Origin of the sequence: Pseudoalteromonas sp. APC 3250 (assembly GCF_030407915.1) — a bacterium.
Lineage (GTDB): Bacteria > Pseudomonadota > Gammaproteobacteria > Enterobacterales > Alteromonadaceae > Pseudoalteromonas > Pseudoalteromonas tetraodonis.
This window is the reverse complement of sequence record NZ_JASDCM010000013.1, coordinates 20,923-38,826: the sequence shown is the minus strand read 5'-3', so window position 1 is coordinate 38,826 and position 17,904 is coordinate 20,923. Positions and strand designations below refer to the sequence as shown.

The window sequence follows — 17,904 nt, the reverse complement described above, 5'->3', positions numbered from 1 at the left end:
ATAAAAGTTCAATTAAATCTTACACCTATTAAATCGTACAAAAATAACGCTCCTTTTTTTGATCAATACAGAGTTTGGCTACGTAGAGTTCACAAAGCTGTAACACTGTAACATTCAATTAAAGGAAAAATTATGAATAAAGTATTTAAGCTCGGTGCTATCATACTTCCCTTGTTACTCATTCAAGGTTGTAGTAGCGACGACGATAACAACGCCCCTGTCACTGTAGATCCACAACCAGCCGTTTCTGTTTTTGATGCCGCGCAGGACTCTGGAGAATTCACTACCCTTGTTGCAGCTTTAGAAGCAACAGGTCTAGATGAAACACTAGACGATTTAACTAACAGCTATACCGTTTTTGCTCCTACTGATGATGCATTTGCGTTATTAGGTGAAGAAACTATCAATAATTTATTAGCTGATCCTGATACTTTAAGCTCAATTTTAACTTACCATGTGATCTCTGGCAGAGTAGATGCGCAAGCAGCAATTGGTTTGGCTGGGTCAACCGTTGAAACGGTAAACGGACAAAGTATTGCACTGTCTTTAAATGGTGAAAGCTTATTAGTTAATACCAGCACGGTAACAATGACCGACATTAAAACCGACAACGGTATTATTCATGTTATTGACGCAGTACTTACACCCAAAACAGTGTCAGAAACACCGCCAACCAACAATATTGTTGAAACAGCTCAACAAGCAGGCGACTTTAGTACTTTGCTTGCCGCACTTGACGCTGCAGGCTTAACATCGGCACTGGCGGATACGTCGAAAGAGTTCACCGTTTTTGCGCCTACCGACGCTGCATTTGAAGCAATTGGTAGTGGTTTTTTAAATACACTGCTGGCAAACCCAACCGTTTTAGCGGATGTTTTAAAGCAGCATGTACTTGTTGGGTCAGTTGATTCAGTCACTGCAATGTCTTTAAACGGCCAATCAGCTGAAACGCTATTAGGCAATACACTTCCAATTGCGATAAACGCAGATACAAATATGTTGTCGTTTGGCGGTGCAAACATCATTGTTAAAGATATTATGACTTCTAACGGTGTTATCCATGTAATCGATTCGGTTATTATTTCTGATGTAACCTTACCGCAAAGCGCAGGAACAATTGCTGATATAGCCAGTGCAAATGGTAACTTTACTACACTTCTTGCTGCGCTAACGGCAACAGGCTTAGATACGTTAGTTGCTGATCCAGATAACACTTTTAGTGTATTTGCTCCTACGGATGATGCATTTGCAGCGCTCGGTCAGGATACAATTAATGCGCTGTTAGCTGATACAGATACACTTCGTGATATCTTGCTTTACCATGTATTCCCTGACGCCACTGTTTTATCTGATGACGCTGTAGCCATTGCTAATAGCAATAGTAACAAAGTAGAAATGGCCAATGGCGACATGGCTGCTATTTCTTATGTAAATAGCTCGCTATTTATCAATGATTCGACAATCACAGAGGCAAATGTAACCGCTAGCAACGGCGTTATTCATGTATTAAATAAAGTGATTATGCCACCGGCTGAAGTCGGCACACCGACTAAAACTATTGCAACAGTTGCCACAGAAACGCCTGCATTATCTACATTAGTAACTGCACTGCAAGCAGCAGGGTTAGTTGATACGTTTAACGATACCACTCAATCATTTACTGTATTTGCACCAACAAATGCGGCATTTAGTAAAATCCCTTCCGCTGATTTAGATGCCTTATTGGCTGACACCGCTGCACTAACAGGTGTTTTGACTCAACATGTATTAGGCGCTCAAGTTGGAAGTACCGATGCATTTGCAGCCAATGGTAAAATGGTCACTACACTTGCTGATAATATGCTAAGCGTAAACGTGGTAGATTTTACCAGTATCGAAAATACAGCAACAGACAGCGTAGCTTATGATGCAACAAATAATCGTTTAGTAACGGGTATGGCCGATGCAATGCCTGGTAAAACCGTGTATGTATTTGATAACGACTTAGGTGAGGCAATGAGCGTATGTGAAGCAGCTTGTGCAACAACGTGGCCACCCGTGTTAGGCACTGCGGCATCGATTGAAAATATTCCGGGTTTATCATTGATTGCTCGCTCAGATGACAGCATGCAAGTAGCTTACCTTGGCCGCCCTTTATATACCTTCTCAGGTGATACGGCATTTGGTCAGAATAATGGTCAAGCTGTGAACGATATTTGGTGGCAAGTAAGCTTACCGGCTACATCACTACAAGTAGCTGGCAGCAATGTAACAACCACTGATATTTACACTAGTAATGGCGTTGTACACTTAATTGATACAGTGATCACAACGGCCAAATAACTAAATTTTACTGTGAGATAAGCCAGGAGTGATGCTATTTGCTCCTGGCTTTTTTTATATAAAAATAGGCTTACTTATTACTACTTTGAGAGCTTGTTGGGTAGCCAAACAACACGTTTAACTTGGCTTTTAACCCTTTAGCTTGGTAAGTACTTTTAAATAAATACTGCCACTGATGAAAGGTGATTTTGATTGGGTTATTACTGTTTAATTGACCAATAATGCCGTATTTACAGGGCTTGTTTTCATCCTCTTCTACATAAGTGCCAAATAATTTATCCCAAATAATTAAAACGCCAGCGAAGTTTTTATCTAAGTAGCCATTATTTATAGCGTGGTGCACCCGATGATGCGATGGGGTATTAAATAATTCTTCAAACCAACCGAGCTTTTTTACCACTTGCGTGTGTACAAAAAATTGATAAGCCAAATTAAGTGCCACCACCGCAAAAACAATCACAGGCTCAAAGCCTATTAATATCATCGGCAACCAAAATAGCCACATTCCCGCCAGCGGATACATTAAACTTTGCCTAAATGCCGTGGTAAAGTTCATTTTAGTAGAACTATGATGCACTACATGAGCGGCCCATAACCAATGAATATGGTGTGATGCACGATGAAACCAATAGTATAAAAAGTCTTGCAGTAAAAAAGCGCCTAATACAGTAAATAGCGTCAATTCAATATCAAATAGCCGAAACTGATACAACCAATAAAAAAACGGCATTAATAATAATAACGCAATGGCATCAGCGCCTTGATGTAATAAAGCAAGTAACGCGTTGGCTAAGCTGTCTTTTATATCGTAGTAACGTCTAAATTTTATAAACTCAACCCCTACAAACAGCAAAAAAATAGGGCTCAGTGCCAATAAAATAATTTCAATGCTCATGACCTTTCTCCTGAAAATAGCTGGCTATTTTTTTAAGTGCTTGGCTAACATCTTTTTTTATAAAAAAAACCAGTATAAAGTCGGGTAACCACAAAGGCGCAATACAACGAATATGGTAGCTGATCTCGGTGAGTGATGGCTGAGTATTATTGGCTTTTAAGTAAATATCACCACGGTGCTGTGCAACGGGTTTATCCCCTAAAATGCAGTAACAAATGTGGCTATTATCGGCCGTTATTATTTGCTCCTTAAATGTTGTACCTTGCATTTTTATTTGTCTAATGGTGCCTTTTCCACCACTTATTTCACCCGAGTCTTGCGGTGTTAACACTTCAAACTGCGCATTAAAAAAGCGCCCCAAATCAGCATGCGCTAATAATAAGGTGCGTAATTGTTCAGGCGTTGCTGCCACACTATGTTTAACGTTTATCTCAATCATTGTGTGCCCCATATTATTTTTATAGATCTCTAGCATATAAAAATATTGCATGGCAAACTTGCGATTAGATGACTATTTTTTAGCTTTAGGCGACAAATGAAAACCTTAGCCGATCATTACTTTTCTAGCTGTTTGGATTATCTTCAAAGCACAGGATTAGATAGCCAAGAGATACTAACTGCCATTGAATTTGATGAATATACAAATAAGCAAACACAACAATTAGCGCCTCGTATTAGCTTAAAAAGCTATAATGCGCTGCTTAGTTATGCACAGCAAACGCTAAATGACTCCTTATTCGGGTTTGAATTAGGAAAACAAATACGTACCGCTGATTTTGGTGTACTTGGGTATTTAATTGAATCGAGTACTAATCTAGCCAGTGCCATTACTGCATTACTGAGCTACGACAGTTTAGTGGCTAACATAGGGCGTGCTGAGTTTGAACAGCAACAAACACTTTGCAAGGTAACCTGGTTAGCAGACCCACAGTGCACTCCACAAGCCGTATTACGAAATATGACCGCGTGGGTAAGTGTTATACGCCAACTGCTTAATCCTCAGCTTTCGCCTAGTTGCGTTTATTTTACAGCACATTTTTCAGACAGTGAGTTACAACAATTAGCGCAATGGTTTAATTGCCCAGTAAAAGCTGGCGCTAACTTTAATCAAGTAGAGTTTCCAAGTAGTTACTTAACCCTTCCTTTTAAAACCGATAACTCCCAGATTAACGCTGTGCTAAAGCAAATGTCAGAGCAACAGCTATCCCAGTTTAAAAGTCAGCAATTATTAACAGAAAAAATTAATCATATTTTAATGGCTAAATACGATTTGCAGGACTGTTCACTGATCAGAACGGCTAGTGCTTTAAATATGACCCCGCGCACAGTGCAACGTCATCTAAAGCAAGAAAACACCAATTTTGCCGCTCTTCTTGAGCAAGAGCAAAAACGCCGTTTGTTAACATATATTCCTCATTATTCGCTAAGCAGTATTGCAACTATGTTGGGGTTTAATGATCAAAGCTCTTTTAATCGCGCCTTTAAGCGCTGGTATCAATGCTCACCTCGTCAATTTATAAAAAACAATAATTAAACAATTTGATTACCTAAAACACACATTTAACGTGTACCTTTTTATTGATTTTATTTACACTAGCCTCATGTATTGCTTTAAAGACAATTATTTATGCGTTTGCGTATGATGTTAACTGTTTTTGTATTGGTTTTTTATAGTGCGGTCTGTCACGCAAACCCGGTTACCTTCATCGCTGAAGATTTGCCCCCTTATCATTTTAAAAACCCTCAAGGTGAAGCGCAGGGTGCCTTAGTAGATATCGCTAAAGCAGTATTAAAAGGCACGGCTTTAACAGCAACGTTTGAAATAATGCCGATGGCGCGTATGTTTCAACAACAACAAGCTAATCCTAATGCCATCATGCTGTCACTGTTAAAAACGCCAAACAGAAACAGCCAGTTTAAGTGGCTGGGAAAAGTGTATTTTGCAGATGCATACCTAGTAAGTTTACGCAGTCATAACGATGAAGTGATTCACTTAAACTTTGCCAAAGAATACAAAGTAGCCACTATTCGCGGTTATTCTGCACAAGCTTATTTAGAAGCTCAAGGCTTTACTGAAAGTGAGAATTTAGTCTTAGTCAGTTACTACCAGCAGCTATGGAGAATGCTGTATAAAAATCGTATCGATTTTGTGGTGACTAACACCCTCACCCTTGAAAACGAGTTAAAGCGAGCAGGGCTCGACCCAAACTTAATTACTAAGCGTATACATTTAGATGAGCTACCTTCTTCTCTTCACTTTGCAGCAAGTAAGCAGCTTAACCCGCAAACAGCGAAAATTATTACTGATAGATTAAACGCTATAAAAGAAAGCGGTGAATACCAACAAATTTTAAATAAATGGCAACTCCCTATTCCAACGCGCCTTTAGTATTGAGTAGGTAAAACGCCTTGCGTTAAGTAATTTTTCAATGAAGTAAATAAAGGTGAAGGTAAGTTATTAATATCGCACCAACGCCACTGTAAACATTTGTTAGGCTCTTTATTCACAGGCTCGCCACCTTCATACTTTGCCCGTACATATAAAGTAATATAGTGCTTGTTCTCGGCGCTAAAAATATCGTTGGTAAAATCGAGTTTACGAATATTAGTAACAGTAAGCCCTGTCTCTTCTGCTACTTCGCGCACTGCACATTGCTCAACCGTTTCACCAAATTCTAAATGCCCCCCAGGGGTTGCCCAGGTATTTGCACCATGTGCGCCTATTCGCTCACCGAGTAAAATTTTATTATCATGCATTACTATCACTGCAACGCCTACTCTGACAACTTGACTCATTATTACCACATTAAATAGTTCATCATTTTTATATGTTACCTCATTTAAATCATCAAACTAGTCGTTAGTTCGTTATAAACCATAGCGTTAGCTAAAAACCACACAATCCGTTTATTATTTAACCGACCATAGTCGAATATCACTCCTGATAAAAAGCGCTTAGTTTTAAATAAAGTTATATTAAATTTTGCTCAGGAGCCTTTATGTCAGGTGAATACAAACAACACTACAATGAGTTTAAACAAAACCCGGCAGCGTTTTGGTTATCGCAAAGTAAACGCCTCCCTTGGTACCAGGCTCCCGAAACAGCTTACACACAAGATGAAAACGGTTTATATCACTGGTTTGCCGACGGCCAACTTAATAGCTGCTTTTTAGCGGTAGATCAGCATGTTATTGCAGGCCATGGTGATGAAACAGCGTTAATTTATGACTCACCCGTAACCCATACCGCGCGCAGCTACAGCTACTTTGAACTACAACAAGAGGTCGCTAAATTCGCAGGAGTAATGCAGTCTTTAGGCGTAACAAAAGGCGACCGCGTGGTTATTTATATGCCCATGATCCCCGAGGCCGTAATTGGTATGTTAGCCTGCGCCCGCATCGGCGCTATTCATTCGGTCGTATTTGGCGGGTTTGCAGCGCATGAGCTTGCCGTAAGAATTGATGACGCCAAGCCTAAGTTAGTACTCAGTGCTTCTTGCGGTGTGGAAGTTAATACCGTAATTGAATACAAAGAGTTACTTGATAACGCGCTCGAATCAGCCTCTTATAAAGTAGAGCATTGTATTATTTATCAGCGTGAGCAAGTAACTGCACCACTTATGCCTGAGCGTGATATTGACTGGGCTGTTGCAATGCAAACAGCTACTGGCGTTGATCCTGTTCCGGTAAGTGGCGATCACCCGCTTTATATTTTATACACGTCAGGCACAACGGGTACTCCCAAGGGGGTTGTTCGTGAAAATGGCGGCCATGCCGTGGCCATGCATTACAGCATGGAAACCGTATACGGAATGAAACCTGGTGACGTGTTTTGGGCCGCTTCGGATATTGGTTGGGTTGTAGGCCATTCGTACATAGTGTATGCCCCGCTTATGTACCGCTGCGCCACTATTTTATTTGAAGGTAAACCGGTTAGAACTCCAGATGCTAGCGCATTTTGGCGAGTGGTTGAACAGTATAAAGTAACGGCTTTATTTAGCGCACCGACAGCCTTTAGAGCGATAAAAAAAGAAGATCCCAATGCCGATGGGTTTAAACAATACGATACTTCAAGTCTGAAACGCTTGTTTTTAGCAGGCGAGCGCTTAGATCCCCCCACCTACGATTGGCTCAAAGAAAAAACAGGCCTACCTGTGCTTGATCATTGGTGGCAAACAGAAACTGGTTGGGCGATAGCCTGTAATCCTGTCGGCATTGAGCACCTACCTACAAAAGCAGGCAGTTCAACGGTTGCGACTCCTGGGTTTGACGTACGTATTTTAGATATGAATGGTGACGAATGCGCCCCCAATGAACAAGGTGCAGTCGTTATTAAACTGCCTTTACCGCCAGGATGTTTACCCACTATTTGGCAAAATACCGAACGCTTTAAAGCCGGTTATTTAAGTGAATATGAAGGCTATTATCTCTCTGGCGACGGCGGTTATATTGATGATGATGGCTACCTATTTATTATGGGCCGCACCGATGATGTGATTAATGTCGCGGGGCATCGTTTATCAACCGGTGAAATGGAAGAAATTGTAGCCGCTCATCCCGCGGTTGCTGAATGTGCCGTATTTGGTGTTAATGATGCGCTCAAGGGTCAAAACCCCATGGCCATGGTGGTATTAAAAAATGATTTTCATGGATCGCATAAAGAAGTAGAGCAGCAATTGGTGCAAACCGTGCGTAATCAAATCGGCGCTATTGCGTGTCTTAAAAATATTATGTGTGTAGAGCGCTTACCAAAAACACGCTCAGGTAAAATTTTACGCAAAAACTTACGTCAACTTATTGATGGTGAAGAACTGCAAATTCCATCAACCATTGACGATCCGAGTATTTTTGAGGAGTTAACTCTGCAACTTGCTGAAAATAAAATATAAATATTATTTTTAAAAAGTCTATTTAAGCGCGGCTTAAATAGACTTTTCTCGCCCCATCTGCTTAACTAGATTTCATTAAATAGATGAAACTCACGCAAATAAATCTCTTGGGAATATAAATGACTGAAATACGATCGCAGCTGCGAGAATTTTTACTGCAATGGTTTAGTCTTTATTTTCCTGGGAGTGCGCATTTATGGTACAACATATTAGTACTGTGCTGGGTTGGCTTATTTGCGCTCATATTGCACCTCATCTTAAGGTCAGTTTCAAAACGACTACTTAAAGGCCGCTTTAGTGATAAAGTTGTTCAAACCGATACCCACACGCCTGCCGACTTAGCGCTTAAATTAACACGTAATATTTCCTTTGTTTTACAAGGTGCAGTGGTTGTTATACAAGCTAGGCTCTGGGTTCCAGAAGGAACGGCTTTTTTACATATCATTGAGATGTTTACTGATCAGTGGATCATTTTATTTGCACTGCTCTCGCTGTTCTCTATGCTCAATATTTTTCAAGCAATATCTGACAGGCAACCCATTGCAGCTCACTTTCCATTACGTGGTTTTTTACAAACAATTAAACTGATCGCCAGCGTATTAACCGGTATTTTAGCGATTTCATTATTAATGAATAAATCCCCGTTAATATTACTCAGTGGTTTAGGGGCGCTATCGGCTGTACTGCTACTGGTGTTTAAAGACGCTATTTTAGGGCTGGTGGCCGGTATTCAGCTTTCAGCAAACAATATGCTTGCGGTTGGTGATTGGTTAGAAATGCCCAAATACGGCGCAGATGGCGATGTGATTGATATAGCCTTGACCACAGTTAAAGTAAGAAATTGGGATAAAACCATTACCACTATTCCAACCTATGCGCTAATTTCTGACTCATTTAAAAACTGGCGCGGTATGTCAGAATCCGGTGGCAGGCGCATAAAACGGAGTATCCATATAGAAATGAGCAGTGTGCGCTTTTTAGATGAACAAGAAATCACCGCGCTGAAAAAAGCAGATTTATTAAGTCACTACCTCGAAATTACCCTACCGGCTATTAACGAGCAAAATACCACGAAAAAAATAGATATGAGCTGTACGTTAAATGGTCGTCGGCTCACTAATGTTGGCACATTTCGTCATTATTTAGTCGCGCTATTAAAACAGCATCCATATATTCATCAGGGAATGACACTGATGGTAAGGCAGCTAGAGCCAACTAAAAATGGCTTACCCATTGAGATTTATGCATTTACCAATACAACTAATTGGGGTAAGTATGAAAATATTCAGTCAGATATATTTGACCATATATTAGCGATATTACCCGCCTTTTCGTTACGTGCCCATGAGGCACCAACAGGGAACGATATTCGTCAACTAATTAAATAGTCACTAAATCCGTTTTAATTGCGCTATTAACCACTGGTGAATATCGCTGTTATTTGAACGTGGATGCCACGCTGCAATCACCTTAAATGGCGGTGGTAATAATTCAACTTCAAGCTGTTTCACTTTGGCGTTTGGCAGTAAACGCGATGGGTAAAAAGCAATTAAGTCAGTACTGCAGAGCAAATCGGGGACAAATGAAAAGCCAGGCACTGACATAACAATATTGCGCGCATAGCCCTTATCAGCAAACCATTGGTCGTGAGAGCCTCGTAAGTTAGCACGTGACGCTGAAACCACTAATTGAGGGTGTGCCGCCACTTCAGCAAGGCTCAACGTCGATGTAGAAAACACCGTGTTTTTCCCCGCAATACAAATATGTTGTTCTTCAAATAATGTGTCATAGATTAAGTTTGTAGGGATAAATTCAGGAAAACTAATTAATAAATCCAGCTCTCCTGCACTTATTAATTGATTAACATTATCAGAGGCAAAGTCACGAATAATCAGCTTTAATCCTGGCGCTTCACGTCTTGTTATTTCTAATAATTGTGGCAAAAGAGCTGCTATAGCGTAATCAGTCGCACTTATTGTAAATACGCCCTTGTAACTACTTGGGGTAAATTGTTTAGGTATTAATAACGCTTCTACCTGAGTTAATATTTGATTAATGGGCTTCTCTAGTGCAATTGCTTTAGGTGTTGCAACCATTGTATTGCCTTGGCGAATAAAAAGCCGATCGTCAAATAAGTCACGCAATTTTCGCAGCTGCTCACTAATAGCCTGCTGGGTTAAGCCCATTTTGCGGGCCACATCCGACACATTTTTTAGTTTAAGTAATGCACTCAATATTCGTAATTGTTTTATATCAAGCCGAGATATACCATTCATAATTGTATCTTAAACAAAAAAGCATTGTTTCAAATTGTACCTTTTAATCCCTATGCTCACCAACATTGTAATTGGCGCTAAACAGCATTATTAATTTAAAAGGTATTAAAATGAGTCAACCAAGTAAAAATATCGACAGTCTATTTTCATCAATCAATTTAGGCCCATACACACTTAAAAACCGTATTGTAATGCCGCCACTTACCCGCTCACGCAGCACAGTTCCTGGCAATATCCCCAACGAGGTGATGGCCACATATTATGCACAGCGTGCTAGTGCTGGTTTTATGGTTACCGAAGGCACTCAAATTGAACCAAGAGGACAAGGGTATGCCTGGACACCGGGCATTCATTCTAATCAACAAATAGCTGGTTGGAAAAAAGTAACTGATGCAGTACATGCAGAAGGTGGAATTATTTTTGCCCAGCTTTGGCACGTTGGCCGCGTTTCACATACCAGCTTACAGCCTAATGAAGCCAAACCTATTGCTCCCTCAGCTCTAACAGCTGATAGCGTTAAAGTCTTTATTGAAACAGGACCGGCTCAAGGCGCTTTAGCCAACCCAAGTGAACCACAAGCTTTAACAACCGATGAAGTAAAAGAGCTTGTTGGCATGTATGCACAAGCTGCCCGTAATGCGCTAGAAGCGGGGTTTGATGGTGTAGAACTGCATTGTGCTAATGGGTATTTAGTAAATCAGTTTATTTCTGAGCACACCAATAAACGAGATGATGAATACGGCGGCTCTCTTACTAATCGCCTGCGCTTTTTAAAAGAAATTGTCGCGGCAGTAAGTGAAGTAGTAGGCCCTGAGCGCTTAGGGGTTAGATTTGCGCCCTTATTTAGCAGTACTGATGAAACCCGTGTTTATTTAGGGTTAGTAGAATCAGACCCGCACCATACCTACATTGAAGCGATTAAAGTACTTGAACAAGCCGGTATTGCCTACCTTTCAATTGCAGAAGCTGATTGGGACAATGCCCCTAATTTACCAGAGCAATTTTATCAAGCAGCTAGAGCTGAATTTTCTGGGCGTATTATTTACGCTGGTAAGTACACTGTTGAAAAAGCGGTGGCGATGTTAGCTAAAGGCTACGGTGATTTATTTGCTTTTGGTCGCCCTTTTATTGCAAACCCTGATTTACCAGCGCGCATAAAAAATCAATGGCCATTAAATGAAGCCGATGCAGCCACTATGTATGGCGGGACTGAGCAAGGTTACAGTGACTACCCTTACTACAAAAACGATTAATTAATAGGCCATGGATGGCCTTATTCAATGTTTAAACGCTTTTTACATCGTCTCCCACTTTGTTGAATTTAATCTGCTCACTATTTTTACATTTACTAAAATGTCATACATTTGGTTAAAAAATGTCGATAAAAAGCATTAAAATTAGTTTTAAAGTATTGTTTTTAAATAATTAACAAGCATTAAAGTAGTAATGTTTTTTATATATCAATACAATAAGCTTTTATTTTTTTAGGCATCGGTCTTTGGAGCATGGGTTGTTAAAATTAGCAGGAGTTAAATCAACTTCTTTGAGTCTTTTAGCCGTGTGTGGATTATTTTTGTTATTAACTCAATTTCAAACCCAATGGCAAAGTAAGCTCTCTCTTATTAATAATCTTGTTTATCCATTACTGATTATTACCGCTATATTTGCCACTCAGTTTAATCGAAGTCGAGTTGCTATTTTGTGCGCGTTTTGGTTACTTTATTTATGTTCACTTGAGTATGCTTTGCCGTGGTCAAGTTGGCTTAAAACGCAATCTGATTGGGTTTTATTATGCGCTGCAAGTTTATTAATGTTGTTAGCCGTGATAAAAGATCGCGCACTTTTATCAATACACACTGCGACCCGAACCTTATTAATTATTCTATGTGGCGGCGCAGCGTTTGCGTGGCTGGCACTGAGTTTGCACTTACAAGGGCTATCATTACAACCTTCTGTTTATACGCCACTGCTTCCTTATTTACCCATAGCTTTACCACTGTCGCTCATTGGCTGCTTACTCATTTGGCAAAGCGTAAGAACACATAACCTGACGCAAACGGCGTTACTCATTACTTTTATTGTGTGGTGCCTTAACCAACAACATATTATTGATTTTCCTTGGTCTGTCATTGCTGTGCTTATGGCTTCTTTGTATTTATTAGCGGTGAGTACCGACTCTTATTATTTAGCTTACAGAGACGATTTAACGAGCTTACCAACGCGCCGCGCACTTAATCAGCTTGCTCTATCATTAGGGCGAAAATACACCGTTGCTATGCTCGACATTGACCACTTTAAAAAATTCAACGACACCTATGGCCATGATATTGGCGACCAAGTACTTAAGCTAGTAGCAGCAAAAATGAGTGGCGTTAAAGGGGGTGGCAAGATTTACCGTTATGGCGGAGAGGAATTTACCGTTGTATTTCCAAGAAAAACAGCTGAGCAGTCAATTCCTGAACTCGAAACACTGCGTCAAAATATTGCAACTTACGACATGGTGATCAGAAACCCAAAACGCACAGATAAAAAATCTCGCAAAGGTAAACAGCCAAGCGACAATAAAACGGTGAACGTGACTGTTTCTATTGGCGTAGCACAAAGAACAGCAAAACAAACCTTTGACGAGGCTTTAAAAAATGCTGATTTAGCGCTTTATAGAGCTAAAAAGAAAGGCAGAAACAACGTAAGCGAATAATGCTTTTATAACGTGGCACGCTAACGTTTAGTCATAGCGTGCCCAAAGGCAACTAATTTTATCTGCAACCTATTGCTTTTCAATCACCGCTTTTAAATTATTTAACGCGGAGACCGAAAAGCCACGGTCATAAAAATAAATAATTTTGCCACTCTCATCAAGCAGTATTACGCGGCTGTTGTTAGGGTTTTCGTTACCAGTAAATGCTTGAACTTTATCGCCATCTTTGTAAATTGTGATCACCCCACCCCACAACTCTTTTGGGATCCCTTTGCGCATACCGCTATCAATTAAGGTACTAAACATACGAGGAACCATCCCCTGAATAGTGGGCAACTCATAAGCGGTCACATCCACTGCGCTCATATCTAAACCAATAAGCCAACGATCAATATCAAACTGGCTATCTTGTTTATAACCAATTAACAGCAACGTATTGGGGTTGTTAAAGTCCTCAGGAATGGTGAATGACTGTTGCTCTAAGCTTTCTCCCGTCACAGTAGGAAATTGCTTACCAAGTAGTGCTTGGTTTGGGTATTGGGTTGAACACCCACTAACCACTAAAACCATCACCAGTGCCATTATTGCCTTTAACATACCTCTACTCCCTCTTTTAAATAAAAACTAAAGTGAACAAATTAACTTATTACCGCGTACTAAGGTTACGATTTTAACTGTAGTTAAGATCTTACTTTCATCTAGTAAACGCCATAAATTAAAGAAAATACAATCATATGGGTTAATTTTTTCAACAATGTGCTCATTCGTTATACTTTAATATTATTACTATATTCATTTTAATTCTATACCATAGCGAAAGCGTATTTTGTTAACGTCTTACAAAGCGTTAAAGTGCCGCGCTAATTCACAGCTATAAAAGAGGGTACTATGTCGCTTGCTGTATTATTAATGTTGGCATTATTTGTCGGTTTGCTGTTCGCGATTTATCTTTTTTCGCAAAAAAGCAGCTCTTTATCTCGTACCGTTTTATTTGGCTTAGTGCTTGGTAGCACCTTTGGCTTAGCCCTACAGTTTTTATTTGCCCACTCTCCAGAGACGATTAAAGAAATACTCAGCTGGGTAAGCGTGGTGGGTAAAGGCTATGTCGGTTTATTAAAAATGATCATCATGCCATTGGTATTAATTTTTATGATTGCCGCAGTGGTAAAGCTCGAAAACCAAGGCTCTTTAGGTAAAATATCATTTATTAGTATTTCTGTTTTACTCTTTACCACAGCAATTGCCGCTTTGGTGGGTATTGCTGTCACCTATGGATTTGACTTGAGCATTGAAGGGCTTGTTTCGGGTACTCGAGAAGCCGCTAGAATGGACACCCTACAAAGCAAAGCTGCGAATGTAGCCGACTTAAGCGTGCCGCAAATGCTACTGAGCTTTATTCCTGAAAACCCCTTTGCGGATTTAAGTAATCAACGTTCAACCTCTATTATTGCCACGGTTATATTTGGTGTCCTTGTTGGTATAGCTGCACGTAAAGTAATGCTGGAAAAAACAGAACTTGCCAGCCCAATTCGTAACGGTGTAAACGCCCTACAAGCTACGGTAATGAGCTTAGTTCGCATGGTGATTGCACTCACTCCTTATGGTGTTGCGGGCTTAATGGCAAGCGTCGTGGCAAACTCTAGCAGTAACGATATTTTAAATTTACTTGCCTTTATTGTTGCCTCGTATGTGGCTATTTTATTAATGTTTGTTGTGCATGGCTTATTGCTTAGCTTTGTGGGTGTAAACCCAAAGCATTATTTTGAAAAAATCTGGCCAGTACTGACCTTTGCATTTAGCTCACGTAGCTCAGCGGCCTCCATTCCTATGAATGTCGATGTGCAAATTAACCAGTTAAAAGTACCACCAGCAATTGCTAACTTATCGGCTTCTTTTGGTGCCACTATTGGTCAAAACGGCTGTGCTGGTATTTATCCTGCGATGCTCGCAATGATGGTTGCGCCAAGTGTGGGGATAGACCCACTTACATTTGAGTTTATTTTACCGTTAATTGGTATTGTAGTTATTAGCTCGTTTGGTATTGCAGGTGTTGGTGGTGGTGCTACCTTCGCAGCGTTGGTTGTATTGCCTACCATGGGATTACCTATAGAGGTTGTGGCTTTACTTATTTCTATTGAACCCTTAATAGATATGGCACGCACTGCGCTCAACGTATCAGGCTCTATGACCTCAGGTGTGATCACCAGCAAATTAATGAAAAATCAATAACACAGATTTTAATCTAATAGCCCAGCCTACGCTGGGCTTTTTTATGTCTGCCACTTTCAAAGCTCTTTAATGATTTGTTTATTTAATCATTTAACTTTAATAAATCATTTTTATAGATTGTATCAATCGGTTTATTTCGCACACGGTTTTTAGCCCCTCTACTATACTATTCGCACTGCTTAGTCATTCAAGCTTGGTAAACAACAACTTGAATGGAGTAAAAGCTCACTAATTTTTAAATTATTAGATTCTATTTTTAATAATAGTAATACGCTTTGTATATAACGAAATTCGTTAACTTTAAGGAAGCTGACAATGAAAAACCGATCATTTACTAAAAAAGCACTTGTTGGATTTATAAGTATGGCACTTATGTCTGGCTCTGCTTTTAGCCAAGAAAAACCACAAATGTCTAAGCCACAAGGTGCTGTTGGCATGGGTGAGGCTAAAATGGGCGCAACCAGAACAAACCAATTTTGGTGGCCAGATCAACTAAACCTATCTCCTCTTCGTGATCATGATCTACGTTCAAACCCTTATGGTGCAGACTTTAATTATGCAGAGGCATTTAACAGCCTAGATTTAGACACAGTAAAAAGTGATATTGACGCCCTACTTACGCAATCTCAAGACTGGTGGCCAGCGGATTTTGGTAACTATGGCCCATTTTTTATTCGTATGACATGGCACAGCGCAGGCACCTACCGTACGCTTGATGGCCGTGGTGGCGCAGGCGGTGGTCAACAACGTTTTGAACCGCTTAACAGCTGGCCAGACAACGTAAGCCTAGATAAAGCACGCCGTTTACTTTGGCCAATTAAACAAAAATACGGAGAAGCACTTTCATGGTCAGACTTAATCGTATTAGCAGGTAACGTTGCTCTAGAAAACATGGGATTTGAAACCTATGGTTTTGCCGGCGGGCGAACTGACGACTGGGAACCAGACATGGTTTACTGGGGTCCAGAAGTAGAAATGCTTGCCAGCGACCGTGAAGATGCTAGCGGCAAATTAGAACGCCCATTAGGTGCAACGCACATGGGTTTAATTTACGTAAATCCTGAAGGCCCTAAAGGGGTTCCTGATCCAATTGGGTCAGCTAAGAACATTCGTGTGGCGTTTTCTCGCATGGCGATGAACGATGAAGAAACCCTAGCACTTATTGCCGGTGGCCACACCTTTGGTAAAATGCATGGTGCGCACAAACCTAAAGATTGTGTGGGTGCAGAGCCTGCAGCAGTAGGTATTGAAGAGCAAGGGTTAGGCTGGAAAAACAAATGTGGTAAAGGCCACTCTGAAGATACCGTATCTAGTGGTTTAGAAGGCGCATGGACACAAGCACCTACCCGCTGGTCATCACTGTACTTAAGCAACCTACTTAACTTTGAGTGGAAACAAACTCGCAGCCCTGCAGGCGCTATTCAGTGGATCCCAACAGATGAATCGTTACACAACGCTGTACCTGACGCTCATATTAAAGGTAAGTTTAACGCACCAGTAATGACCACGGCCGACTTAGCGTTAAAATTTGATCCTGAATACCGCAAAATTGCTGAGCGTTTTTTAAATGACCCTAAAGAGTATCAACTGGCCTTTGCTAAAGCATGGTACAAATTGACTCACAGAGATATGGGACCACCACGTAACTTTTTAGGGAAAGAAGTTCCTAAAGAAGACTTAATTTGGCAAGACCCAATTTCAGCAGAGACTAAATCAAACATTGATGCTGGTGCTGTGAAAAAGCTTAAAGCCGCTATTTTAGACTCAAACTTAAGTGTACCTGAGTTAGTACGTGTAGCCTGGGCTTCTGCTGCCAGTTACCGTGACTCTGATATGCGAGGCGGTGCCAACGGTGCACGCATTGCGCTTGCTCCTCAAAAGGATTGGGCGGTAAATAATCCAGCCGAAACCGCAAAAGTACTTAACGTATTAAAAGCGATTCAAGCCGACTTTAATGATAGTTTCTTTAGCAAAAGCCAAGTGTCACTAGCCGACCTGATTGTGTTAGGTGGTAATGCAGCGATTGAAAAAGCAGCGAAAGATGCAGGTTACACAGTAGATGTACCGTTTAATGCTGGCCGTGGCGATGCTACGCAAGCGCAAACTGACGTTAATGCATTTAGTTTATTAGAGCTGCCTGCCGATGGCTTTAGAAACTACTTTGATGCTGAACAAAGCTATAAATCGCCAACTGAAATGCTAATAGATAAAGCGGATCAGCTTGACCTAACCGTGCCAGAAATGACCGTGTTAGTAGGCGGTTTACGTTCGCTTGATGCAAACTACAAAGGCACTGACTACGGCGTATTTACTGACAAGCCAGGCACTCTAAATAACGACTTCTTTGTTAATTTATTAGATATGTCGACGGTTTGGAAAAAGTCATCAGATGCGGGGATTTATCAAGGCTTTGATCGTCAATCAGGCGAGCACAAGTACACTGCTACTTCGGTTGATCTGATTTTTGGTTCAAATTCAGAACTACGTGCAGTTGCTGAGGTGTATGCCTTTGATACATCAAAGCAAAAGTTTGTAGAAGACTTTGTTGCGGCATGGACTAAAGTAATGAACTTAGACCGTTAATTACCATTAAGT

The 17,904-nt window shown here is 40.6% G+C and carries 14 protein-coding genes; 9 read left to right on the top strand and 5 right to left on the bottom strand.

Annotated elements, in window-relative coordinates; translation table 11 throughout:
- Positions 1-132: 132 nt before the first annotated feature.
- Positions 133-2,322: a fasciclin domain-containing protein gene (locus tag QL986_RS13370; protein WP_290191637.1), complete on the top strand. Its 2,190-nt coding sequence runs from the start codon at positions 133-135 to the stop codon at positions 2,320-2,322.
- Positions 2,323-2,392: 70 nt separating this feature from the next.
- On the opposite strand, the gene QL986_RS13365 is transcribed toward QL986_RS13370, so the two are convergent.
- Positions 2,393-3,217: a sterol desaturase family protein gene (locus tag QL986_RS13365; RefSeq protein WP_058155200.1), complete on the bottom strand. Its 825-nt coding sequence runs from the start codon at positions 3,215-3,217 to the stop codon at positions 2,393-2,395.
- A complete protein-coding gene (locus QL986_RS13360) occupies positions 3,207-3,656 on the bottom strand; it encodes an SRPBCC family protein (RefSeq protein ID WP_013465770.1) in 450 nt (149 codons plus the stop codon). The genes QL986_RS13365 and QL986_RS13360 overlap by 11 nt, the downstream gene beginning before the upstream one ends.
- Positions 3,657-3,752: 96 nt before the next feature.
- On the opposite strand from QL986_RS13360, the gene QL986_RS13355 reads away from it, so the two are divergent.
- Together QL986_RS13355 and QL986_RS13350 are read left to right on the top strand one after the other, a co-directional pair.
- Positions 3,753-4,751 (top strand): AraC family transcriptional regulator, encoded by a 999-nt coding sequence (locus QL986_RS13355; protein ID WP_290191636.1) that lies wholly within the window; start codon positions 3,753-3,755, stop codon positions 4,749-4,751.
- A gap of 93 nt (positions 4,752-4,844) precedes the next feature.
- Positions 4,845-5,606: a transporter substrate-binding domain-containing protein gene (locus tag QL986_RS13350; protein WP_024601316.1), complete on the top strand. Its 762-nt coding sequence runs from the start codon at positions 4,845-4,847 to the stop codon at positions 5,604-5,606.
- On the opposite strand, the gene QL986_RS13345 is transcribed toward QL986_RS13350, so the two are convergent.
- On the bottom strand, positions 5,603-6,013 hold the full coding sequence (locus tag QL986_RS13345) for an NUDIX hydrolase (RefSeq protein ID WP_096038737.1): 411 nt from the start codon (positions 6,011-6,013) through the stop codon (positions 5,603-5,605). The two genes, QL986_RS13350 and QL986_RS13345, sit on opposite strands and share 4 nt — an antisense overlap.
- A 203-nt stretch (positions 6,014-6,216) precedes the next feature.
- On the opposite strand from QL986_RS13345, the gene QL986_RS13340 reads away from it, so the two are divergent.
- Positions 6,217-8,106 (top strand): propionyl-CoA synthetase, encoded by a 1,890-nt coding sequence (locus QL986_RS13340; RefSeq protein WP_290191635.1) that lies wholly within the window; start codon positions 6,217-6,219, stop codon positions 8,104-8,106.
- Positions 8,107-8,225: 119 nt separating this feature from the next.
- A complete protein-coding gene (locus tag QL986_RS13335) occupies positions 8,226-9,494 on the top strand; it encodes a mechanosensitive ion channel domain-containing protein (protein ID WP_290191634.1) in 1,269 nt (422 codons plus the stop codon).
- A 3-nt stretch (positions 9,495-9,497) separates the two neighbouring features.
- Here the strand turns inward: QL986_RS13335 and QL986_RS13330 are convergent, their stop codons facing one another.
- On the bottom strand, positions 9,498-10,382 hold the full coding sequence (locus QL986_RS13330) for a LysR family transcriptional regulator (protein WP_290191633.1): 885 nt from the start codon (positions 10,380-10,382) through the stop codon (positions 9,498-9,500).
- Between the two features lie 110 nt (positions 10,383-10,492).
- On the opposite strand from QL986_RS13330, the gene QL986_RS13325 reads away from it, so the two are divergent.
- Positions 10,493-11,635, top strand: coding sequence for an alkene reductase (locus QL986_RS13325; protein ID WP_290191632.1), 1,143 nt, complete (start codon positions 10,493-10,495; stop codon positions 11,633-11,635).
- 257 nt (positions 11,636-11,892) lie between these two features.
- Positions 11,893-13,080, top strand: coding sequence for a GGDEF domain-containing protein (locus QL986_RS13320; protein WP_290191631.1), 1,188 nt, complete (start codon positions 11,893-11,895; stop codon positions 13,078-13,080).
- A gap of 69 nt (positions 13,081-13,149) precedes the next feature.
- On the opposite strand, the gene QL986_RS13315 is transcribed toward QL986_RS13320, so the two are convergent.
- On the bottom strand, positions 13,150-13,677 hold the full coding sequence (locus tag QL986_RS13315; RefSeq protein WP_058155204.1) for a hypothetical protein: 528 nt from the start codon (positions 13,675-13,677) through the stop codon (positions 13,150-13,152).
- 291 nt (positions 13,678-13,968) lie between these two features.
- Between QL986_RS13315 and QL986_RS13310 the strand changes: the two genes are divergently transcribed.
- Both QL986_RS13310 and katG read left to right on the top strand, forming a co-directional pair.
- Positions 13,969-15,309 carry an L-cystine transporter gene (locus tag QL986_RS13310; RefSeq protein ID WP_024601432.1) on the top strand — a complete coding sequence of 447 codons (1,341 nt, stop codon included), beginning with the start codon at positions 13,969-13,971 and terminating at the stop codon, positions 15,307-15,309.
- Positions 15,310-15,624: 315 nt separating this feature from the next.
- The gene (katG, locus tag QL986_RS13305; protein ID WP_290191630.1) at positions 15,625-17,892 is read left to right on the top strand and encodes a catalase/peroxidase HPI; all 2,268 of its coding nucleotides are present in this window, start codon (positions 15,625-15,627) and stop codon (positions 17,890-17,892) included.
- Positions 17,893-17,904: the final 12 nt, after the last annotated feature.